This is a genomic window from Streptomyces sp. NPDC023527 (assembly GCF_055560115.1).
Window position 1 is genome coordinate 572,691 of sequence record NZ_JBVHJJ010000001.1, and the last position, 18,715, is coordinate 591,405.

Genomic DNA, 18,715 nt, shown 5'->3' on the forward strand with positions numbered 1-18,715 from the left:
CCCCCCTCCAGTGAGGAGAGAGCGGCGTCCGGGCCCTTCGTCGTCAAACGGAGCGGCCTCGGGAAAAACCACCCTGGCAGAAGGTGGAATGGCCCGTGCTCGGCAATTTACTTAGGATTGACCAACACTTGCAGTGTCGGATTGGGAGGACGCGTGGACGGCGTCGACCGCGTGGATGGCGAATCCATCAGCCGCCTCCTCCGCGCGTGGCGCGCCCGGGTCGACGCCCGGACCGTCCCCGAGCTGCGCGGCACGGTCCCCCGCCCCGGCAGGCGGCTCTCCCAGGCGCATGTGGCACGGCTGACGGGGGTCAGCGAGGGCTGGTACCGCGCCCTGGAGGCGGGGCGTCGCCAGGACTTCTCCGAAAGCTTTCTGCTGAGGGTCGCGGCAGCCCTCCGGCTGAGCGAGGCGGAAACCCTCACGCTCTTTCTCGCGGTCTGCGGCCGCCGCCCGCCCGAACTCGTCCGGGACCGAAAGGACCTGCCGCACGGCGTCAAGTCGCTGCTGGAACAGCAGGTTTCGTATCCCGCTTATCTCTCCGACGTGGCCTGGAATATCGTCGCGGCGAATTCCCTGATGGCCGAGTGGTTTCCGTGGACCCGGCGACCCGGCGCGAACCTCATGCGCTGGGCCCTGCTCGACCCCGAGGCCCGCGAGCAGATGCTCGACTGGGAGAACAGCTGCGCCCGCGTCTACCTCGCCATGCTCCGCGTCGCCGCCAACAGCGACCCGTCCGACGCCGAACTGCGCACCCTGGTCCGCGACATCCTCGACGCGGACGCCGACTGCCGCCGCATCTGGTCCGAGGAGCACGACGTGGTGGAGCACCGCGACGGCCATGTCTTCGGTCTCCGGCTGCCGTACCACGGCAACGCGGAGATCCATGTGACCACGCACGTCCTCCTGCCCATACAGCGCCCGGACCTGCGCTTCGTCTTCATCACGCCGATGGACGGCTGGGCGGGACAGCCCGGATAGCCGCGGCTCCGGGTCGACGCCGCGGACGGTCCGACCACCCCGAGCGGTCCGGATGGCTGACGCTCACTCGTCACGCATACATGATGTATCTAAGCTGTACGCATGCCGACCGCCCACCTCGCCGACCCCGTCCCCGGCACCAAGCAGCCCCCCGCCGCCGACCGCGTCTACGCCCACGTCAAGGACGCCGTACTCCACCGTCACTACGAAGGCGGAACGCTGCTCACCGAGGGCGACCTGGCCGAGGCGGTCGGGGTTTCCCGGACGCCGGTGCGGGAGGCGCTGCTGCGGCTGGAGGCCGAAGGGCTGATCAAGCTCTACCCCAAGAAGGGCGCGCTCGTCCTCGCCGTCTCCGCGCAGGAGATCGCGGACGTGGTCGAGACCCGCCTGCTGGTCGAGAAGTACGCCGCCGCCAAGGCCGTGCCCGCGTCCGCGCGGCTGCTCACACGGCTGGAGGAGCTGCTCGACGACATGCGCCGACAGGCCGCCGCCGGAGACCTCGCCGCGGTCTCCGTCAGCGACCGCGCCTTCCACGCCGAGATCGTCCGCAGCGCCGGCAACGAGATCCTCTCCCGCCTCTACGACCAGCTGCGCGACCGGCAGCTGCGGATGGGCGTCGCCGTCATGCACGCCCACCCCGACCGCGTCGCCAAGAACCACGCCGAGCACACCGAGATCCTCGAAGCCCTCCGCGCCGGCGATGCCCAGGCCGCCGTCGACGTCATCGACCAGCACGTCAGCTGGGTGCGCAACCTCGCCCGGGGAGAGATCCGATGACCCAGGGCGCCGCGCTGCCCGGCGACCCACCCGGCGGCCGGCGCGCGATGGCCGTGTGGGGGCTGGGCGTCGGCGTCTACTTCGTCGCGATCATCTTCCGTACGAGCCTGGGCGTGGCCGGCATCGACGCCGCCGAACGCTTCCACATCAACGCCTCCGCGCTGTCCACCTTCTCCATACTCCAGCTGCTCGTCTACGCCGGTATGCAGATACCCGTCGGCCTGATGGTCGACCGGCTCGGCACCAAGAAGGTGCTGACGCTCGGCGTCGTGCTCTTCACGGCAGGCCAGTTCGCGTTCGCCTTCTCCCACTCCTACGGCACGGCCCTGGCCAGCCGCGCCCTGCTCGGCTGCGGCGACGCCATGACGTTCATCAGCGTGCTGCGGCTCGGCGCCCGCTGGTTCCCCGCCCGCCGCGGGCCGATGATCGCGCAGGTCGCGGCGCTGTTCGGGATGGCGGGCAACCTCATCTCCACGATCGTCCTCGCCCGCCTGCTGCACAGCGCGGGCTGGACCCGGACCTTCGCCGGCAGCGCGGCCGCCGGAGTCGTCGTCCTCGTCCTGATGCTGCTCTTCCTCAAGGACCACCCCGAGGGCCACGAGCCCGCCCCGCACCCCCACACCGGCGGCGGATTCGTCCGCCGGCAGATCGTCCGGGCCTGGCAGGAGCCCGGCACCCGGCTCGGCATGTGGGTGCACTTCACGACCCAGTTCCCCGCGATGGTCTTCCTGCTGCTGTGGGGCATGCCGTTCCTCGTCGAGGCGGAGGGCCTGTCCCGGGGCACCGCCGGGATGCTGCTCACCCTCGTCGTCCTGTCCAACATGGCCATAGGGCTCGTCTACGGGCAGGTCATCGGCCGCCACCACGCCGCCCGTCTGCCGCTCGCCCTCGGCACGGTCGCCGCCACCGCGCTGCTGTGGGCCGCCACCATCTTCTGGCCCGGCGCCCACGCGCCGATGTGGCTGCTGGTCACCGAGTGCGTCGTCCTCGGCGCCTGCGGACCCGCCTCCATGATCGGCTTCGACTTCGCCCGCCCCGCGAACCCGCCCGAACGACAGGGCACGGCCTCCGGAATCGTCAACATGGGCGGCTTCGTCGCCTCGATGACCACGCTGCTGGCCGTCGGCCTCCTCCTGGACGCGACCGGCGACGACTACCGCGTCGCCTTCGCCTCCGTCTTCGTCCTGGAGGCCCTCGGCCTGTCCCAGATCCTCCGCCTGCGCACCCGGGCGCAACGCCGCGAAGAGGAACGGATCGTCGCGTCGAGAGTGGCGACGGTGCACGTACCCGTGTGATCGGGGCCGACCGGAAGGCCGACGGCGGTGCCGGACGCACGCCCGGTGACCGCCGTACGCCCCGCCCGCTCACGCCTGCTCACGGCGTGATCGAGAACTCCCGCAGGATCGCCTTCGCCAGCCCCGGCTCGCCCTCCACCTTGATCCGGTCCGCCACCGACTCCGGGTGCACCCGCCCGCACGCCAGCCGCGCGTACGTCTCCCAGCCCATGGCCAGCGTCACCGTCGGCCCCAGCGACACACTGCTGTCGATCTTCCCGCGCCCCTGCTCGTTGACCCGCACCGTCCGCAGGAACTCCTGCTCACCGTGCACGTCGAAGACCACCGCCGAACCGGGCGGCGCCCCGGCGTCCTTCGCGACGACCTTCGGCAGCGCGTCGAGCAGGAAGTCCCGGCTGATGACGGCGGCGGGGGAGTCGAGATTGCCCGGCACGCCCAGCGCCCGCCGCAGATCCTGTTCGTGCGTCCATACGTCGAACGTCCGCCGGATCAGCGTCCGTTCGAGAGACTGCTCATTGCTCGTGCCCAGCGGCCAGCGGATCGGCGTCTGCGGGCCGCGCGTCTCGTTGCGCAGCTGCCTACAGCGCCTGATGATCGTGAGGTCCAGCTCGGAGGTCATCTCCAGCGCGGTGTGGCAGCGCCGCACATCGACCTGCACCTCGATGTAGCGCGTGAACTCGTCGGTGACGTGGTAGAGATCGCGCGGCAGCGAGTGGATCGGCCGCGGCTCGCCCATCATCTCGTTCTCGACGCCGATGACATGGGAGACCACATCGCGCACGGACCAGCCAGGGCACTCGGTGGCCCGGTTCCAGTCGCTCTCGGCGAGCGGTTTCACCAACTCGTGGATCGCTTCGATGGAGTGGGTCCAGGCGTCGATGCTGGGCTGAAGGCTGGGGTGGACGGTCACGGAATCCCTCGGGCGGTGCGTGCGGTGCGCGGACAGGCGGCTCGGGTGTCGGCTGCGGGTGCGGCGGCTGCGGGGCAAGACTGTCTGGGTGCTCAGCAGTTAAGTTACGCTGCGCACGGGCAACCCGGCAGTCGTTTCGGACGCTGAGAGTGGTGGTACTGTGCGCGCCTCCTTGATCCAGGCAGCGGTCGACCCGGCCGAGACGGTCGTCGACCGCCGGGCGCGCGTGGCACGGCTCGTACGCGAACAACAGGGCAGTGACCTGGTCGTCCTGCCCGAACTGTGGCACGTCGGCGCCTTCGCCTACGAGTCCTTCGGCACCGATGCCGAGCCCCTGCACGGACCCACGGCCGAGGCGATGTCCGCCGCCGCGCGCGACGCGGGTGTCTGGCTGCACGCGGGATCCATCGTCGAACGCGACCCGGACGGGCCCCTCTTCAACACCTCCCTCGTCTTCTCCCCCTCCGGCGACCTCGTCCGCACGTACCGCAAGATCCACCGCTTCGGCTTCGACCGCGGCGAGGCCGTCCTGATGAGCGCCGGCACCGAGGTCGTCACCGTCCCGCTCCCGGACACCACGCTGGGCCTGGCCACCTGCTACGACCTGCGCTTCCCCGAGCTGTTCCGGGCCCTGACCGACGCGGGCGCGCAGCTCCTCGTCGTCCCGGCGGGCTGGCCCGAGCGCCGCCGCGACCACTGGACGCTGCTGGCCCGTGCCCGCGCGGTCGAGAACCAGTCGTACGTCCTGGCGTGCGGCACCGCGGGCACCCACGCGGGCGTCCAGCAGGCCGGCCACAGCATCGTCGTCGACCCCTGGGGCACGGTCCTCGCGGAGGCGGGCCCGGACGAGGAGATCCTCACGGTCGACCTGGACCTGGCCCGGGTGAAGAAGACGAGAGAGGAATTCCCGGCCCTGAAGGACCGGGTCCTGAAGTCCAGCCCGAGCATGTGAAATCCAGCCTGTCCGGCGCTTGAGGACACCGCCCAGGTACGCGAACCCCAGCCTGTCCGGCGCTTGAGGACAGCCCGGGCACGCGAATCCAGCCCGTCCGGCGTTTGAGGACACCGCGGCCGAAGGCCGTCCCCGGCGCCGGCCGGAATACCCGCACCGACGGTGAATGTTTGAATGGGACATGGCCCAAACCACACGCGTCCGCGCCCCCGAACTCATCGGAAAGGGCGGCTGGCTGAACACCGGCGACACCGCCCTCACCCTCGCTGAACTGCGAGGACGCATCGTGATCTTGGACTTTTGGACGTTCTGCTGCGTGAACTGTCTGCACGTCCTGGACGAGCTGCGGGAGCTGGAGGAGAAGCACCGCGACACCGTCGTGATCATCGGTGTCCACTCCCCGAAGTTCGTGCACGAGGCCGATCACCAGGCCGTCGTCGATGCCGTCGAGCGGTACGAGGTCCACCACCCCGTCCTGGACGACCCCGAGCTCGCCACCTGGAAGCAGTACGCGGTACGGGCCTGGCCGACGCTCGTCGTCATCGACCCCGAGGGCTATGTCGTCGCCCAGCACTCCGGCGAGGGCCACGCCCACGCCCTGTCGAAGCTGATCGAGGAGCTGGAGGCCACCCACGCCGCGAAGGGCACCCTCCGCCGCGGCGACGGCCCGTACGTCGCCCCCGAGCCGGTGGCCACCGACCTGCGCTTCCCCGGCAAGGCTGTCCTGCTGCCCACCGGCAACTTCCTCGTCTCCGACTCCACCCGCCACCAGCTCGTGGAACTGGAGGCCGACGGCGAGACGGTCGTACGACGCGTCGGCAGCGGCGAGCGCGGCTTCGGCGCCGACAGCTTCAGCGAGCCGCAGGGCCTGGCGCTGATGCCCGACGGGAAGGTCGTCGTCGCCGACACCGTCAACCACGCGCTGCGCGCGTACGACCCCGCCACCGGCGCCGTCACCGTCCTGGCCGGCACCGGCCGGCAGTGGATGCGGGGCGGGCGCACCTCCGGCCCCGCCCGCGAGGTCGACCTCTCCTCGCCCTGGGACGTCGCCTGGTTCGCCGGCCGGCTGTGGATCGCCATGGCCGGCGTCCACCAGCTGTGGACGTACGACCCGGAGACCGACACCGTCGAGGTGGCGGCCGGTACGACGAACGAGGGCCTGGTCGACGGGCCCGCCGAGCAGGCGTGGTTCGCGCAGTCGTCCGGACTGGCCGCGACCGGGGACCGGCTGTGGGTCGCCGACTCGGAGACCAGCGCCCTGCGCTGGGTCGAGCGCGACGGCGACGGCTTCGTCGTCCGCACGGCCGTCGGCACCGGGCTCTTCGACTTCGGGCACCGCGACGGCGACGCCGCGCAGGCCCTCTTCCAGCACCCGCTCGGGGTGACCGCCCTGCCCGACGGCTCGGTGGCCGTCTCCGACACGTACAACCACGCCCTGCGCCGCTACGACCCGGCGACGGGCGAGGTGACGACGCTGGCCACGGACCTGCGGGAGCCCTCCGGCGCGGTGCTCGCCGGCGACGACATCGTCGTCGTGGAGTCCGCCCGGCACCGGCTGACGCGGCTGCGGCTGCCCGAGGAGGCCGTACGGGTCGAGTCCGTCGCGCACCGCACGCAGCGGGCCGCGACCGACATCGCGCCCGGCCGACTGCGGCTGGACGTCGTCTTCGAGGCCCCGGCGGGCCAGAAGCTCGACACCCGCTACGGCCCCTCGACCCGTCTCCTGGTCAGCTCCACCCCGCCGGAGCTCCTCGCGGAGGGCTCGGGCGCGGGCTCGGACCTCGCCCGCGAACTGGTCCTGGCGGACGGCGTCACGGAGGGCGTCCTGCACGTCTCCGCGATGGCCGCGTCCTGCGACGACGACCCGGCGAACGAATACCCCGCCTGCCACGTCCACCAGCAGGACTGGGGTGTCCCGGTACGGGTGGTGACGGGCGGGGCCGAGCGGCTTCCGCTCGTGCTGGCGGGGCTCGACGGCTAGCGCCGCCGGGTATGCGGCCGCCGGCTTCTCATCGGATGTACCGGTGGTCCTCCTCGACCACCGGTGCGGCCGGGGGCGGCGGCTGCATCCGGCGCCGCTTGAAGATGCTGACGTACGCGCAGGTGCCGATGATGCCGACCGCCATCAGGATCAGGCCCACCAAGTGGACGTTCATGCCTTCGAGGTGCCAGTCGACCGCGAACGTGAGAATCGCGCCGACACCGATCAGACCGATGCACCAACCCATGCCCATGGGTACCGCCTCCGAACTCGATAGACCGCTCCGGTTGGCATAGACGTCCGGGTACCCCGGACCGGGGCGGCCAATCGTGGCGGCGAACCGTCCGACGGCGGGCACCACGTGCGCGACGGCGGCTACCACTTGAGGGCGGCGGCCGAATCCCCCTGCCAGTACGTCACCTTGGCCGAGTCGTCGACGGCGACACCACCACCGGGCGGTGCCACCTCCACCCGGCCGCCCACCGCGGCGTCGCCGCCCGGGCCCTGGAAGGAGACGGAGAGCTTCTTCGCGGTGCGGACCGTGCCGCCCGAACCGTCGGCGGCGGACGTCACCACGCCCGCGTAGGCCGACTTGCCCGGCGCGAGGGTCACGACGGCCCGCGGACGGCTCTCCTCGACGGCGATCGCCGTGGCCTGGTCGGCGTCGAAGCGCAGGTAGGGGAAGCCATAGGCGTCGCAGGCGGCCTTCGAGGTGTTGGTGGCCACCAGGAGCAGGTGGTTGACGGGCGTGGCGACGGCCTTCGCCTCCACCTTGACGTTCGCGGAGGAACAGACGGTCTTGCCGTTCTTGCCGGTCTGCGCCTTGTCCTGCGCCTTCCCCTGCACGCCGCCCTTGCCGGCGGTGTCCGCCGGCTTGCCGTCGCTGTCCGTGGTCCGCGAGTCGCCGGCCGGCTGGTCCTGTTCCTGGGTGTCCTGCTCCGCCCCGGACGTGTCGGCCTTGCCGCTGGTCTTGGCGCCCGTACCGTCGCTCCCACCACAGGCCGTCAGGGTGAGGGCGGCAGCGGCGGCGAGCGCGGCGGCGGCGAGCCGCAGGCTGCGGGTACGAGTCATGGTGGTTCCCCCGATGGGACGTCGACCGGTTGGTACGGCAGGGATCATTCCGCAGCCTGCTGCCGATCGGCTAACGCTCCGCTAACGTTCGTCGCTCTTTCTCTGCGCGAAGAGTTTCACCAGGTCGCTCATCACATAACGGCCGGTGGCCTCCTCGTCCACCAGATGCATCTCCGCCAGCCGATCCAGCCCGTACAGCGTCTGGTCCGGGTCCGCGCCCGCCAGCGCGGCCACGGCCGTCGCGTCCACCACGCGCGTGAACCCCGCGCCCAGCGCGCGCAGCAGCCGCGCGTCGTCCTCCGACAGCCGCGCCACCGAGGCCCGCAGCGCCGCCGCGACCCCGGTGTCCTCGGCGGACAACAGCGCCAGCCGCTGCCGCTCGTCGCGCAGGGCGGCCGCCAGCCGGGCGAGTCGCCACCGCGGCCGGGCCGTGAGCTGGGCGGCGGCCGCGCGCAGCGCGAGCGGCAGGCCGTCGCAGAGCGTGACGAGTTCGGCCGCGGCGTCCGGCTCCTCCAGCACCCGCTCGGGCCCGAGCGCCGCCCCGAGCAGGGCGACGCCGTCCTCGGTGCCCAGGGCGCGCAGCCGTACGGGCCGGGCCGAGTCGGTGGCGACGAGGCCGTCGAGGCGGCTGCGGCTGGTGACGAGCGTCGCGCACTCCGCACCGGCCGGCAGCAGCGGTCGCACCTGCGCCGAGCTGCGGGCGTTGTCGAGGACGACGAGCAGCCTGCGGCCCGCCGTGAGCGACCGGTAGAGCGCGGAGGCGGCCCGGGGCGAGTCCGGTATTCGATCGGCGGGCGTGCCCAGCGCGAGCAGGAACTCCCGCAGCACCTCACCGGGCGCCGCCTCCTCGCCCCCGCTGAATCCCCGCAGATCGGCGAACAGCCGCCCGCCGGGGAACGCCTCGCCCCGGCCGTGCCCCCAGTGCACGGCGAACGCGGTCTTCCCGACCCCGGCGGGCCCGGTGACCACCACGACACCGCCCGCGGCGGGCCCGTCCACCAGCCGGGTCAGCTCGGCCAGCTCCCGGTCCCGGCCGAGGAAACCGGCGGGCCGCCGCGGCAACAGCTCGGGCGCGTGCCACACCGGGCTCTTGGCGCGCCCCGGGGGCCGGTCCGGCGCCCCCGAGCGCAGGATCCGGTCGTACGCCGACCGCAGCCCCTCGCCCGGCTCCACGCCCAACTCGTCCGCCAGCAGCCGCCGCGTGCGGTGGAACCACTCGAACGCCTCGGACTGCCGCCCCGCCCGGTACAACGCCGGCATCAGCGCCGCCACGAGCGACTCCCGCAGCGGATGTCGGACCGCCTCCGCGTGCAGGATCGCCGCCGCGCGGTCGTGGCCGCCGAGCGCGCCGTGCGCCCGGGCCAGCGACTCCACGGCGGTCAGCCGCCGCTCCTCCAGGGCGTGCGCGGCCGCGGCGAACGGCGGCGTGGACACTGTGCCCGTCAGCGCCGGGCCGTGCCACAGCCCCAGCGCCTCCCGCAGCAGCTCCACCGCCTCGGCCGGCGCCTCCCCGGGCCGGGCCCGGGCGACCAGCTCACCGAAGCGGAACGTATCGATCAGCGCCTCCGGCAGCCGCAGCAGATACGCCGACCCGTGCGTGGCCAGCGACACCCCGTGCGCCTCCGCGCCCGCCTCCGCAAGCACCGCGCGCAGCCGTGAGACATGGCCCTGCACGACCGTACGGGCGTGGGCGGGCGGTTCGTCCTCCCAGACCGAGCCGATCAACTGTTCCAGGGACACCGTCGTGTTGGGCTGCAACAGCAGCATGGCGAGCACGCTGCGCCGTTTGGCGGGGCCCAGCGGAAGCTCACCGGCGGTGGTGGCGGCAGTGACCGGGCCCAGCAGGGAGAACCGCAAATCACCCCTCCAGGAAGGCGGTCAGCGCCGCCGCCAGCAGGTACGGGTCGTCGGCGCCGCACAGCTCGCGCGCCGAGTGCATCGACAGGCAGGCGAGGCCGATGTCGATGGTGGTGATGCCGTGCCGGGCGGCGGTGATGGGCCCGATGGTGGTGCCGCAGGGCATCGCGTTGTGCGAGACGAAGTGCTGCCAGGGCACGCCCGCCCGCTCGCACGCCTCGGCGAAGATCGCGCGGCCGTGGCCGTCCGTGGCGTAGCGCTGATTGACGTTCAGCTTGAGGATCGGACCGCCGTTGGGCATCGGGTGGTGCCCCGGCTCGTGGTGCTCGGAGTAGTTGGGGTGCACCGCGTGACCCATGTCGGAGGAGAGGCAGACGGTCCCGGCGAAGGCGCGGGCCCGCTCCTCGTACGAACCGCCGCGGGCGAAGACGGACCGCTCCAGCACATTGCCGAGCATCGGGCCCTCGGCACCGGTGTCGGACTGGCTGCCGTTCTCCTCGTGATCGAACGCGGCGAGCACCGGGATGTACGACAGCTCCCCGCCGACGGCCGCCGTCAGCGCGGCCACACCCGCGTGCACGGACATCAGGTTGTCCAGGCGCGGCGCGGCCAGCAGCTCGTTGTCACGGCCGAGGTAGGCGGGCGCCTCGACGCTGTGGACCATCAGGTCCCAGCCCCGGACGTCCTCGGCAGCCACACCCGCCTCCTGCGCCACGAAGCTGATCAGGTCGCCCTCGCGCGGCTGCCCGATACCCCAAATCGGGGTCATGTGCCGCTGCTTGTCGAGCTTGAGGCCCTCGTTGACACCGCGGTCGAGGTGGATGGCCAGCTGCGGTACGCGCAGCAGCGGGCGGTCCACGTTGACCAGCCGGTGACCGCCGTCGCGCATCGAGAGCCGGCCGGAGAGGCCGAGGTCCCGGTCGAGCCAGGTGTTGAGCAGCGTCCCGCCGTAGAGCTCGACGGCCACCTGCCGCCAGCCGTGCGCCCCGGTGTCGGGCAGCGGCTTGACGCGCAGGTTGGGGGAGTCGGTGTGCGCGCCGATGATGCGGAACGGGGTGGCGGCGGTCGCGCCCTCCGGCACGTACCAGGCGATGATCGCGCCACCGCGCGTCACGAACTGTCCGCCGGTCGACGCGTCCCACGCGTCCGTCTCCGCGATCTGCCGGAAGCCCGCTTTCTCCAGCCGCGCCGCGGTGTTGGCCACCGCGTGGTACGGGGAGGGGCTGGCGGCGAGGAAGGTCATCAGGTCGTCGGTGTGGCCGCGGTCGAAGCGGTGCGCAGGGCTCATGGCCTCAGGATAAGGACAACGGGCCCGCCGCTCCCGGGAGGGAGAAGCGGGCCCGCGTCGCAGGTGTGGCGGGACGGTCCTAGAAGACCGACTCGTCCAGCTCCATCAGGGAGTTGTCGACGGTCTCGGCGAGGCCGCGCTCGACGGAGACGCCCGGCAGGATGTTGTGGGCGAAGAACTTCGCCGCGGCGATCTTGCCCTCGTAGAAGGACTTGTCCTTGGAGGAGGCGCCGGCCAGCTTCTCGGCGGCCACCGCGGCGCCCTTGAGGAGCAGGTAGCCGACGACGACGTCGCCGGAGACCATCAGCAGGCGGGTGGTGTTCAGGCCGACCTTGTAGATGTTCTTGACGTCCTCGCCGGTGGCGGTGAGGTCCGTGATCATCTTGCCGACGATCGCCTCCAGGTCCACGGCGGCCTTGGCGAGCGCGCCGCGGGCGGCGGCCAGGTCCTCGCCGCCGGCCTCGGAGGCGAGGAACTTCTTGATCTCCTCGGCCAGGGTGTTCAGCGACTGGCCCTGGTCACGGACGATCTTCCGGAAGAAGAAGTCCTGGCCCTGGATGGCCGTCGTGCCCTCGTACAGCGTGTCGATCTTGGCGTCACGGATGTACTGCTCGATCGGGTACTCCTGGAGGTACCCGGAGCCGCCGAAGGTCTGGAGCGACTGGGCCAGCTGCTCGTAGGACTTCTCGGAGCCGTAGCCCTTGACGATCGGCAGCAGCAGGTCGTTGAGGCCGTGCAGTGCCTTGGCGTCCTCGCCCGCGTGCTCCTTGACCAGGATGTCGTCCTGGACGGCGGCGGTGTGCAGGACCAGGGCGCGCATGCCCTCGGCGTACGCCTTCTGCGTCATCAGCGAGCGGCGGACGTCGGGGTGGTGCGTGATGGTGACCTTGGGCGCGGTCTTGTCCATGAAGTTCGCCAGGTCCGGGCCCTGCACGCGCTCCTTGGCGTACTCCAGCGCGTTGAGGTAGCCGGTGGAGAGGGTGGCGATGGCCTTCGTGCCGACCATCATCCGCGCGAACTCGATGATCATGAACATCTGGCGGATGCCGTCGTGCTTCTCGCCGATGAGCCAGCCCTTGGCGGGGTGCTTGTCGCCGAAGGTCATCTCGCAGGTGTTGGAGGCCTTGAGGCCCATCTTGTGCTCGACGTTGGTGGCGTAGACGCCGTTGCGCTCGCCCAGCTCGCCGGTCTCGAAGTCGAACTCGTACTTCGGCACGAGGAAGAGCGACAGGCCCTTGGTGCCCGGGCCGTGGCCCTCGGGGCGGGCGAGCACGTAGTGAAGGATGTTGTCCGACATGTCGTGCTCACCGGAGGTGATGAAGCGCTTCACACCCTCGATGTGCCAGGAGCCGTCCTCCTGCTTGATCGCCTTGGTGCGGCCGGCGCCGACGTCCGAGCCGGCGTCCGGCTCGGTCAGCACCATGGTGGAGCCCCACTGCTTCTCCACCGCGATCTTCGCGATGTGCTTCTGCTGCTCGGTGCCCTCCTCGAACAGCACACCCGCGAAGGCGGGGCCGGAGGAGTACATCCACACCGCCGGGTTGGCACCCAGGATCGTCTCCGCGAAGCCCCAGAGGAGGGAGCGCGGGGCGGTGGTGCCGCCGATCTCCTCCGGGATGCCCAGCCGCCACCACTCGGCGTCCATGAACGCCTGGTAGCTCTTCTTGAAGGTGTCCGGCACCGGAGCCGTGTTGGTCTCGGGGTCGAAGACCGGCGGGTTGCGGTCGGCGTCGGCGTAGGACTCCGCCAGCTCGTTCTCCGAGAGGCGCGTGATCTCCGTCAGGATGTCCTTGGCGGTCTCGATGTCCATCTCCGCGAACGGGCCGGTGCCGTACAGCTTGTCGCGGCCGAGAACCTCGAAGAGGTTGAACTCGATGTCGCGGAGATTCGACTTGTAGTGGCCCATGACAACGGCTCCGTAAGGCTGGGAGGTAGACCCTCAAAATACGTACCGGGCAGTAATTTCCATGATGCTACCCACGAGTAATAAGACGCAACCCCTGATCGCCCGAGTGTGACCAGTGTCAATTCGACGGCAGTGCGGGCGCGTGGTCGCGGGCCCGGCGCGGTGTGCGGGGGCTGGGTCGGGTGCTGAGCGCAGGGGGTGAGCTGATGGCCCGCAGGTCGAGGCGGAGGGGGTCGGGCCACGGCGAGGGTGGGTGTCCTGTACGTAGGGCCCCTCCCGGTGCCTTCGGGCATCGCGAGCCGCCGCGTCCCGCCGGGCAGCCAGGGGCTTGCCCGGCTCGATTGCACTTCGGCGTTGACGTTCCGAGCGAGGGAGTGACCTCCCCGCCGACGACCGAAGGCTCGTGCGAACTTGCGAATCCACTTTCAGGGAGAGCCCGTTGACCGGCCTCCTTCCAAGGCGGTGCAATGCGTTTCACGTACTCATGTACGTGGGTGCGTATGTGCTGCCCGACGGGAGGGCTGGGGTGGGATCGCGTGTGCTGACGGCGGTGGTGCCCGTCTGGTTGAACCGGGCCGGTCACATGCGGGCTCATGCGACCTGCCATGCGTCGGCGATGTTGTGGAACCGGACCATGGCCCGGGAACCGGGCCGCCCCGCTGACCTGCCCGTCGGCGCGGGTGTTGCTGTCGTTCTCCGTCCGGAGAACACCACCGACCATGACAGCGGTGCCGCCACCCCGAGCGGGGTGCCGGCCGGACGTTCGTCCGTACCGCTGTAGGGCGCCTGTGAAGGCAGAAGCTCCGACCTTCAGGTCGGGGAGGTTCACTGAGTAGGCTTTGGGCCATGTACGGCTACGACCAGAACGCGGGCACTCAGGGCTACGCGCCGCCGCAGCAGCCCGGTGGCTATGGCGAGCAGCCGCTCTACCCCGAGCCCTCCCCGCCGTCGCTCGCCGACGCGGTACGGGCCTTCACGACGGGCTCCATGTCCGCCGAGGACTTCCAGGTGATCTTCTCGACCTCGAAGGTCTACTGCCCACGCGGCGACAACCCCGGCTTCCTCGCGCTCCACAACACCCAGCACCCGGTCATCCCGATGTTCACGTCGCTGAAGGAGCTGCGGCGGTACGCGGGCAAGGAGTCCAAGTACTTCGTGATCACGGGCGCGGAGGTCATAGACCTCCTGCCGACGGGCTACGGCTTCGTCCTGGACATGGAGGGCGACCACCGGATGGTCTTCGACGCCAAGGCGGTGGAGCAGATGGTGGACTTCGCGATGCGGCGTATGTATGGCTAGACGCCATCGCCGTGCAGATGGCTAGACGCCATCGCCGCGCGGACGGCTGGACGCCCTCCGCGTGGACGGCTCAGGCGGTGGCGCGGCGGTAGAGCGCCTCCGCCGACCTGCCGAGGTACGCGCTGTACGACGTCTCGTCGTCGCCGCCCTCGTCGTGGCCGCCCAGGACGCCGTCGATCGTGCCGAGGCCGGTCGCGGGGTCGACGTCGGTGAGGAAGGGCGCGCCGCTCGTGCCGTTGGGCAGGCCGTGGCAGGTGAAGCCGATCTGGGTCGGGCTGAAGGTGTCGGTCGCGTTCTGGCAGGCGACCGGCCGTTCGCTGCCGACGGGGTAGCCGATCACGCGCGTCGGCCGGCCGGGGGCGGGGGAGAAGCGGATCCGCTCCGCGCCGGTCAGGCGCTCGACGGGCGTGCCGTCGCCCACTCTCCGTACCCGCAGGAACGCCACGTCGTGGTCCGGATCCCGGCCGTCCGCCCACTCCGGGTCGACGTCCACGGTCGTCGGCACCCACACCCCGTACGGCGCGACGCCGTCCCGGTAGCCCGGCGCGAACGCGATGTCCGTGCGGAAGCCGTCCTGGTGGACGCAGTGCGCGGCCGTGACGACCAGGTCGCCCTTCGGGCTGTGCACGACGGCGGCGGTGCAGCCGTGGCCCGGGGTGCCCTGGCCCGTGTAGAACAGCGGCCCGACCGCGGACGAGGGCTCGGCGGCGGTCGCCTCCAGCGGGTCCGAGGGCGGCAGGTCGGCGGTCGTCGCCGACCGGGTCACGGGGGCCTCGGGTGCCCGGGCCGTAGCCGTGCGCACCACGTCCTCCATCGCCTTCGCGGCCGCGTCGCCCAGCGCCTTCGGCTGCGCGTAGTGCCCCGCGGTGTCGCCGTCCACGATGGGCGCGTCCGTCGCCACGCCCCGGTTGGCCACGACGAGGCCCACGCCGGCCAGGGCGAGGACCGTCGCTATCAGGGCGGCGAGCGCGGCCGGAGTGGGGCCGCCGACTTTCGGGCGCATTGATCCAGTGTCCATGGTCGGGCGCCGGGGGAATGCGGCGGACCTTGCAGGTTGTTCACTCTTCAACTAACTTGAGGGCAGACAACACCCAGGAGGTCGTCATGCCGGCTGTCACCGTAGAAAACCCTCTGAGCCTGCCGCGCGTCCTGGCCCCCTCCGGGGCCGTGCCCCGCCCCGTGCGGGCGGTGTCCACCGCCCCCAGCGGCTTCGAGGGGGAGGGATTCCCGGTGCGCCGGGCCTTCGCGGGAATCGACCACCGCCACCTCGATCCGTTCATCATGATGGACCAGATGGGTGAGGTGGACTACGCGGCCGGGGAACCGCGCGGCACGCCGTGGCACCCTCACCGCGGCTTCGAGACGGTGACGTACATCATCGACGGCACCTTCGTGCACCAGGACTCGCACGGAGGCGGCGGCGTCATCACGGACGGCGACACCCAGTGGATGACCGCGGGCTCCGGCCTGCTGCACATCGAGACGCCGCCCGAGGACCTGGTGACCAGCGGCGGGCTCTTCCACGGCCTCCAGCTGTGGGTGAACCTGCCCGCCCAGGACAAGATGATCGCCCCGAAGTACCAGGACATCCGTGGCAGCAACGTCAAGCTGCTCGCGTCGGAGGACGGCGGCGCCCTGATCCGGCTGATCGCCGGTGACGTCGCGGGCCACGCCGGACCGGGCGCGACCCACACCCCGATCACGATGATCCACGCGTCCGTGAGCCCGGGCGCGGAAGTGACGCTGCCCTGGCGGCCGGAGTTCAACGCCCTGGCGTACGGGCTCGCCGGACATGGTGTCGCGGGGGCCGAGGGGCGGCCCTTCCGGATGGGTCAGACGGTCGTCTTCGGACACGGCGATTCCGTGGTGATCCGCGCCGCCGAAAGCCAGGAGTCCCGCACCGAGAACTTCGAGGTCGTGCTCCTCGGCGGGCTGCCGATCCGGGAACCGGTGATGCACTACGGGCCCTTCGTCATGAACACCCGGGCCGAGTTGGCCCAGGCGCTCGACGACTTCAAGGCGGGGCGGTTGGGCACGATCCCGGCGGCGGGGGCCTGATCGGAGAGCCTCTGGCGCAGGGGAACCCAGGAGGAGACGACAGCGAGGACCGTCAGCCCTGCTCCGCGACCGGCAGCGGCGCGGCGCCGTCGGCCTCGTACAGCTCGAACCAGATGTTCTTCCCCTCCCCCCGCGGGTCCACCCCCCACGTGCTCGCGAGGAGTTCCATCAGGACCAGGCCGCGGCCGGAGGACGCCATCTCCCCCGGATGCCGGCGGTGCGGCAGCTCGTCGCTGCTGTCGGCCACGTCGACGCGGACGCGGCGCTCGCCCGCCGCGCCCGATATCTCGGCGGTCAGCAGCGCGTCCCCGTCCGTGTGCACGAGCACGTTCGTGACCATCTCGGAGACCATCAGCACCGCCGAGTCCAGCTGGTCCTCGTCCGGCCAGTCGTACATGAGGTCGCGCAGCTGCTGGCGGGCCTCGGCGATGCGTTCCGGTTCGGCCTGGGCGATGGTCAGGGCCGTGCGGCGGGTGGGGCGCAGGGGCTTCAGGGCGCCCACGGCGGTCGCGGCGGAGACCTGGCGGCACAGCAGCAGCAGGGCGATGTCGTCCTCGCGCCGGTCGACGAGCGGGCCGGTCGTGTAGTGCGAGGGCGGGCCGTGCACGGCCTGGACCAGCGCGTCGGCGAGCTTCTCCAGGTTTCCGCCGTCCGTGTCCAGCGGATAGCCCTCGACGACCTCGCGCAGCCGGGTCCAGCCGGTCTCCAGGTCGTGGCCGCCCGTCTCGATCAGCCCGTCCGTGCAAACCAGCATCGTCTCGCCGGGCTCCAGGACCAGCCGGGTGGTGGGGTAGTCCGTGTCCGGGTCGATGCCCAGCGGCAGGCCGCCCGCCGTCGCCCGTACGAGCAGCGTGCCGTCGCTCAGCCGGATCGCCGGTTCGGGGTGGCCGGCGCGGGCGATGACCAGGACGCCGCTGGAGGGGCAGACCTCGATGTAGAGGCAGGTGGCGAAGCGCGGGTCGGCGTCGCCCTCGCCGGTGTCGTTGACGCCGGCCAGGAACCGCGAGGCCCGCGAGAGGACCGCGTCCGGGTGGTGCCCCTCGGAGGCGTACGCGCGCAGCGCGATCCGCAGCTGGCCCATCAGCCCGGCCGCCCGTACGTCGTGACCCTGGACGTCCCCGATGACCAGGGCGGTCTTCCCGGACGGCAGCGGGATCATGTCGTACCAGTCGCCGCCGACCTGGAGGCCGCCGCCGGTCGGTACGTACCGTGCCGCCACCGACATCCCGACGATGTCCGGCTGCACCGTCGGCATCATCGAGCGCTGCAACCCCACGGAAAGCTCGCGCTCCGACTCGTGGACGCTGGCCCGGCTCAGCGCCTGGGCGAGCATCCGGGCCACGGTGGTCAGGACCGAGCGCTCGTCGGGTGTGAAGGAGACGGGCACGCTGAAGCCGGCCATCCACGCGCCGATGGTCTGGCCGGCGTTGATCAGCGGCAGGAACGCCCAGGACTTGCGGCCGAAGTGCTCGACGACGCGGAAGGCGTCGCGGAAGCGGCGCCGGTAGTCGTCGGGGTCCGGGAGGTAGATCGCGCGGCCGGTGCGGATGACCTCGGCCGCCGGGTACGCGGCGTTCAGGGGCAGGTCGAGGAAGGGGTCGGCCTCGCCGGGCCCGTAGCCGTGGTGGCCGATGACCTTGACCCGGTTGCCGTCGCTGCTGAAGACCGCCAGCCCCGAGGGTTCGAAGCCGGGCATCGACAGGCCGGCCGCCACCCGCAGCACCTCGGCGGTCGAGCGCGCCTCCGCGAGGGCGCGGCCCGCGTCGAGGAGGAACGCCTCTCTGTTGCGCCGCCAGTCGCCGGTGACCTGCGCGCGGACGGCGGACGTGCCGGGCTGTGCCTCCGGGACCTCCTGGACGGTGCCCACCAGCAGATAGTCGGTCGCGCCCCGGACCGGCCTGGAGCGGCTGCGTACGGTCCGCAGCACCCGGCCCTCGTCGTCGATGACGCGCAGCCGGGCCTCGGCGAGGGTGTCCTCGGCGACGGCCAGGTTGATGATGCCCATGATCTCGACCCAGTCCACGGCGTGGAACCGGGCGCGGGCCGCCGACTCGGTCAGCTCCACGCGCTCCGCCGGCAGGCCCAGGAGCCGGGCGGCCTCGGCGTCGAAGGTGGCGATGCGCGAGGCGTTGTCCCAGTGCCACAGGCCGGTCGCTACGGCCGTCAGTACGTCCTCGGTGCGCATTGCCCCACTTTATGCGGGTACGTCGGGTAGATACCACCGATGCCCTCCGTGGCAGTAGGTAGGCTTGCATACGCGCTGCTGCGACGCTGACCCAGCGCCCCCGCCTCGATCACCGGGTCCGGACACGGCCTCGGTGATCACCTCGACCACGACTTGGA

The 18,715-nt window shown here is 71.6% G+C and carries 15 protein-coding genes; 7 read left to right on the top strand and 8 right to left on the bottom strand.

The window, feature by feature from the left end:
* Positions 1 to 153 precede the first annotated feature (153 nt).
* The 3 genes from ACZ303_RS02640 (at position 154) to ACZ303_RS02650 (ending at position 3,050) form a co-directional block, all read left to right on the top strand.
* The gene (locus ACZ303_RS02640) at positions 154 to 978 is read left to right on the top strand and encodes a helix-turn-helix transcriptional regulator (RefSeq protein ID WP_467334299.1); all 825 of its coding nucleotides are present in this window, start codon (positions 154 to 156) and stop codon (positions 976 to 978) included.
* Positions 979 to 1,080: 102 nt separating this feature from the next.
* Positions 1,081 to 1,755, top strand: a complete 675-nt coding sequence (locus ACZ303_RS02645) for a GntR family transcriptional regulator (protein WP_467334301.1) — start codon at positions 1,081 to 1,083, stop codon at positions 1,753 to 1,755.
* A complete protein-coding gene (locus ACZ303_RS02650; RefSeq protein ID WP_467334302.1) occupies positions 1,752 to 3,050 on the top strand; it encodes an MFS transporter in 1,299 nt (432 codons plus the stop codon). Before ACZ303_RS02645 ends, ACZ303_RS02650 begins: the two co-directional genes overlap by 4 nt.
* A gap of 79 nt (positions 3,051 to 3,129) precedes the next feature.
* On the opposite strand, the gene ACZ303_RS02655 is transcribed toward ACZ303_RS02650, so the two are convergent.
* Positions 3,130 to 3,960 (bottom strand): maleylpyruvate isomerase family mycothiol-dependent enzyme, encoded by an 831-nt coding sequence (locus tag ACZ303_RS02655; protein ID WP_467334304.1) that lies wholly within the window; start codon positions 3,958 to 3,960, stop codon positions 3,130 to 3,132.
* Between the two features lie 160 nt (positions 3,961 to 4,120).
* Here ACZ303_RS02655 and ACZ303_RS02660 point away from each other — a divergent pair, with 160 nt between their 5' ends.
* Complete coding sequence (locus ACZ303_RS02660; protein ID WP_467334306.1) at positions 4,121 to 4,912, top strand: carbon-nitrogen family hydrolase; 792 nt, start codon at positions 4,121 to 4,123, stop codon at positions 4,910 to 4,912.
* 181 nt (positions 4,913 to 5,093) lie between these two features.
* Positions 5,094 to 6,893, top strand: a complete 1,800-nt coding sequence (locus ACZ303_RS02665) for an NHL domain-containing thioredoxin family protein (protein ID WP_467334308.1) — start codon at positions 5,094 to 5,096, stop codon at positions 6,891 to 6,893.
* Between the two features lie 28 nt (positions 6,894 to 6,921).
* On the opposite strand, the gene ACZ303_RS02670 is transcribed toward ACZ303_RS02665, so the two are convergent.
* The 5 genes from ACZ303_RS02670 to ACZ303_RS02690 form a co-directional block, all read right to left on the bottom strand.
* Positions 6,922 to 7,146: a hypothetical protein gene (locus tag ACZ303_RS02670; protein ID WP_467334310.1), complete on the bottom strand. Its 225-nt coding sequence runs from the start codon at positions 7,144 to 7,146 to the stop codon at positions 6,922 to 6,924.
* A gap of 122 nt (positions 7,147 to 7,268) precedes the next feature.
* Entirely contained in the window at positions 7,269 to 7,964 is a 696-nt protein-coding gene (locus tag ACZ303_RS02675; RefSeq protein WP_467334311.1) for a DUF4232 domain-containing protein, read from the bottom strand.
* 81 nt (positions 7,965 to 8,045) lie between these two features.
* Positions 8,046 to 9,821: an AfsR/SARP family transcriptional regulator gene (locus tag ACZ303_RS02680; RefSeq protein ID WP_467334312.1), complete on the bottom strand. Its 1,776-nt coding sequence runs from the start codon at positions 9,819 to 9,821 to the stop codon at positions 8,046 to 8,048.
* Between the two features lies 1 nt (position 9,822).
* Positions 9,823 to 11,109, bottom strand: coding sequence for a M18 family aminopeptidase (locus ACZ303_RS02685; RefSeq protein ID WP_467334313.1), 1,287 nt, complete (start codon positions 11,107 to 11,109; stop codon positions 9,823 to 9,825).
* A gap of 79 nt (positions 11,110 to 11,188) precedes the next feature.
* Entirely contained in the window at positions 11,189 to 13,015 is a 1,827-nt protein-coding gene (locus ACZ303_RS02690) for an acyl-CoA dehydrogenase (protein ID WP_467334315.1), read from the bottom strand.
* 846 nt (positions 13,016 to 13,861) lie between these two features.
* Between ACZ303_RS02690 and ACZ303_RS02695 the strand changes: the two genes are divergently transcribed.
* A complete protein-coding gene (locus ACZ303_RS02695) occupies positions 13,862 to 14,314 on the top strand; it encodes an SseB family protein (RefSeq protein WP_215081643.1) in 453 nt (150 codons plus the stop codon).
* Between the two features lie 70 nt (positions 14,315 to 14,384).
* On the opposite strand, the gene ACZ303_RS02700 is transcribed toward ACZ303_RS02695, so the two are convergent.
* Positions 14,385 to 15,317 (bottom strand): trypsin-like serine peptidase, encoded by a 933-nt coding sequence (locus ACZ303_RS02700; protein ID WP_467334320.1) that lies wholly within the window; start codon positions 15,315 to 15,317, stop codon positions 14,385 to 14,387.
* 101 nt (positions 15,318 to 15,418) lie between these two features.
* Here ACZ303_RS02700 and ACZ303_RS02705 point away from each other — a divergent pair, with 101 nt between their 5' ends.
* A complete protein-coding gene (locus ACZ303_RS02705) occupies positions 15,419 to 16,372 on the top strand; it encodes a pirin family protein (protein ID WP_467334321.1) in 954 nt (317 codons plus the stop codon).
* 52 nt (positions 16,373 to 16,424) lie between these two features.
* On the opposite strand, the gene ACZ303_RS02710 is transcribed toward ACZ303_RS02705, so the two are convergent.
* Positions 16,425 to 18,557: an ATP-binding SpoIIE family protein phosphatase gene (locus ACZ303_RS02710; RefSeq protein ID WP_467334323.1), complete on the bottom strand. Its 2,133-nt coding sequence runs from the start codon at positions 18,555 to 18,557 to the stop codon at positions 16,425 to 16,427.
* Between the last annotated feature and the right edge of the window lie 158 nt (positions 18,558 to 18,715).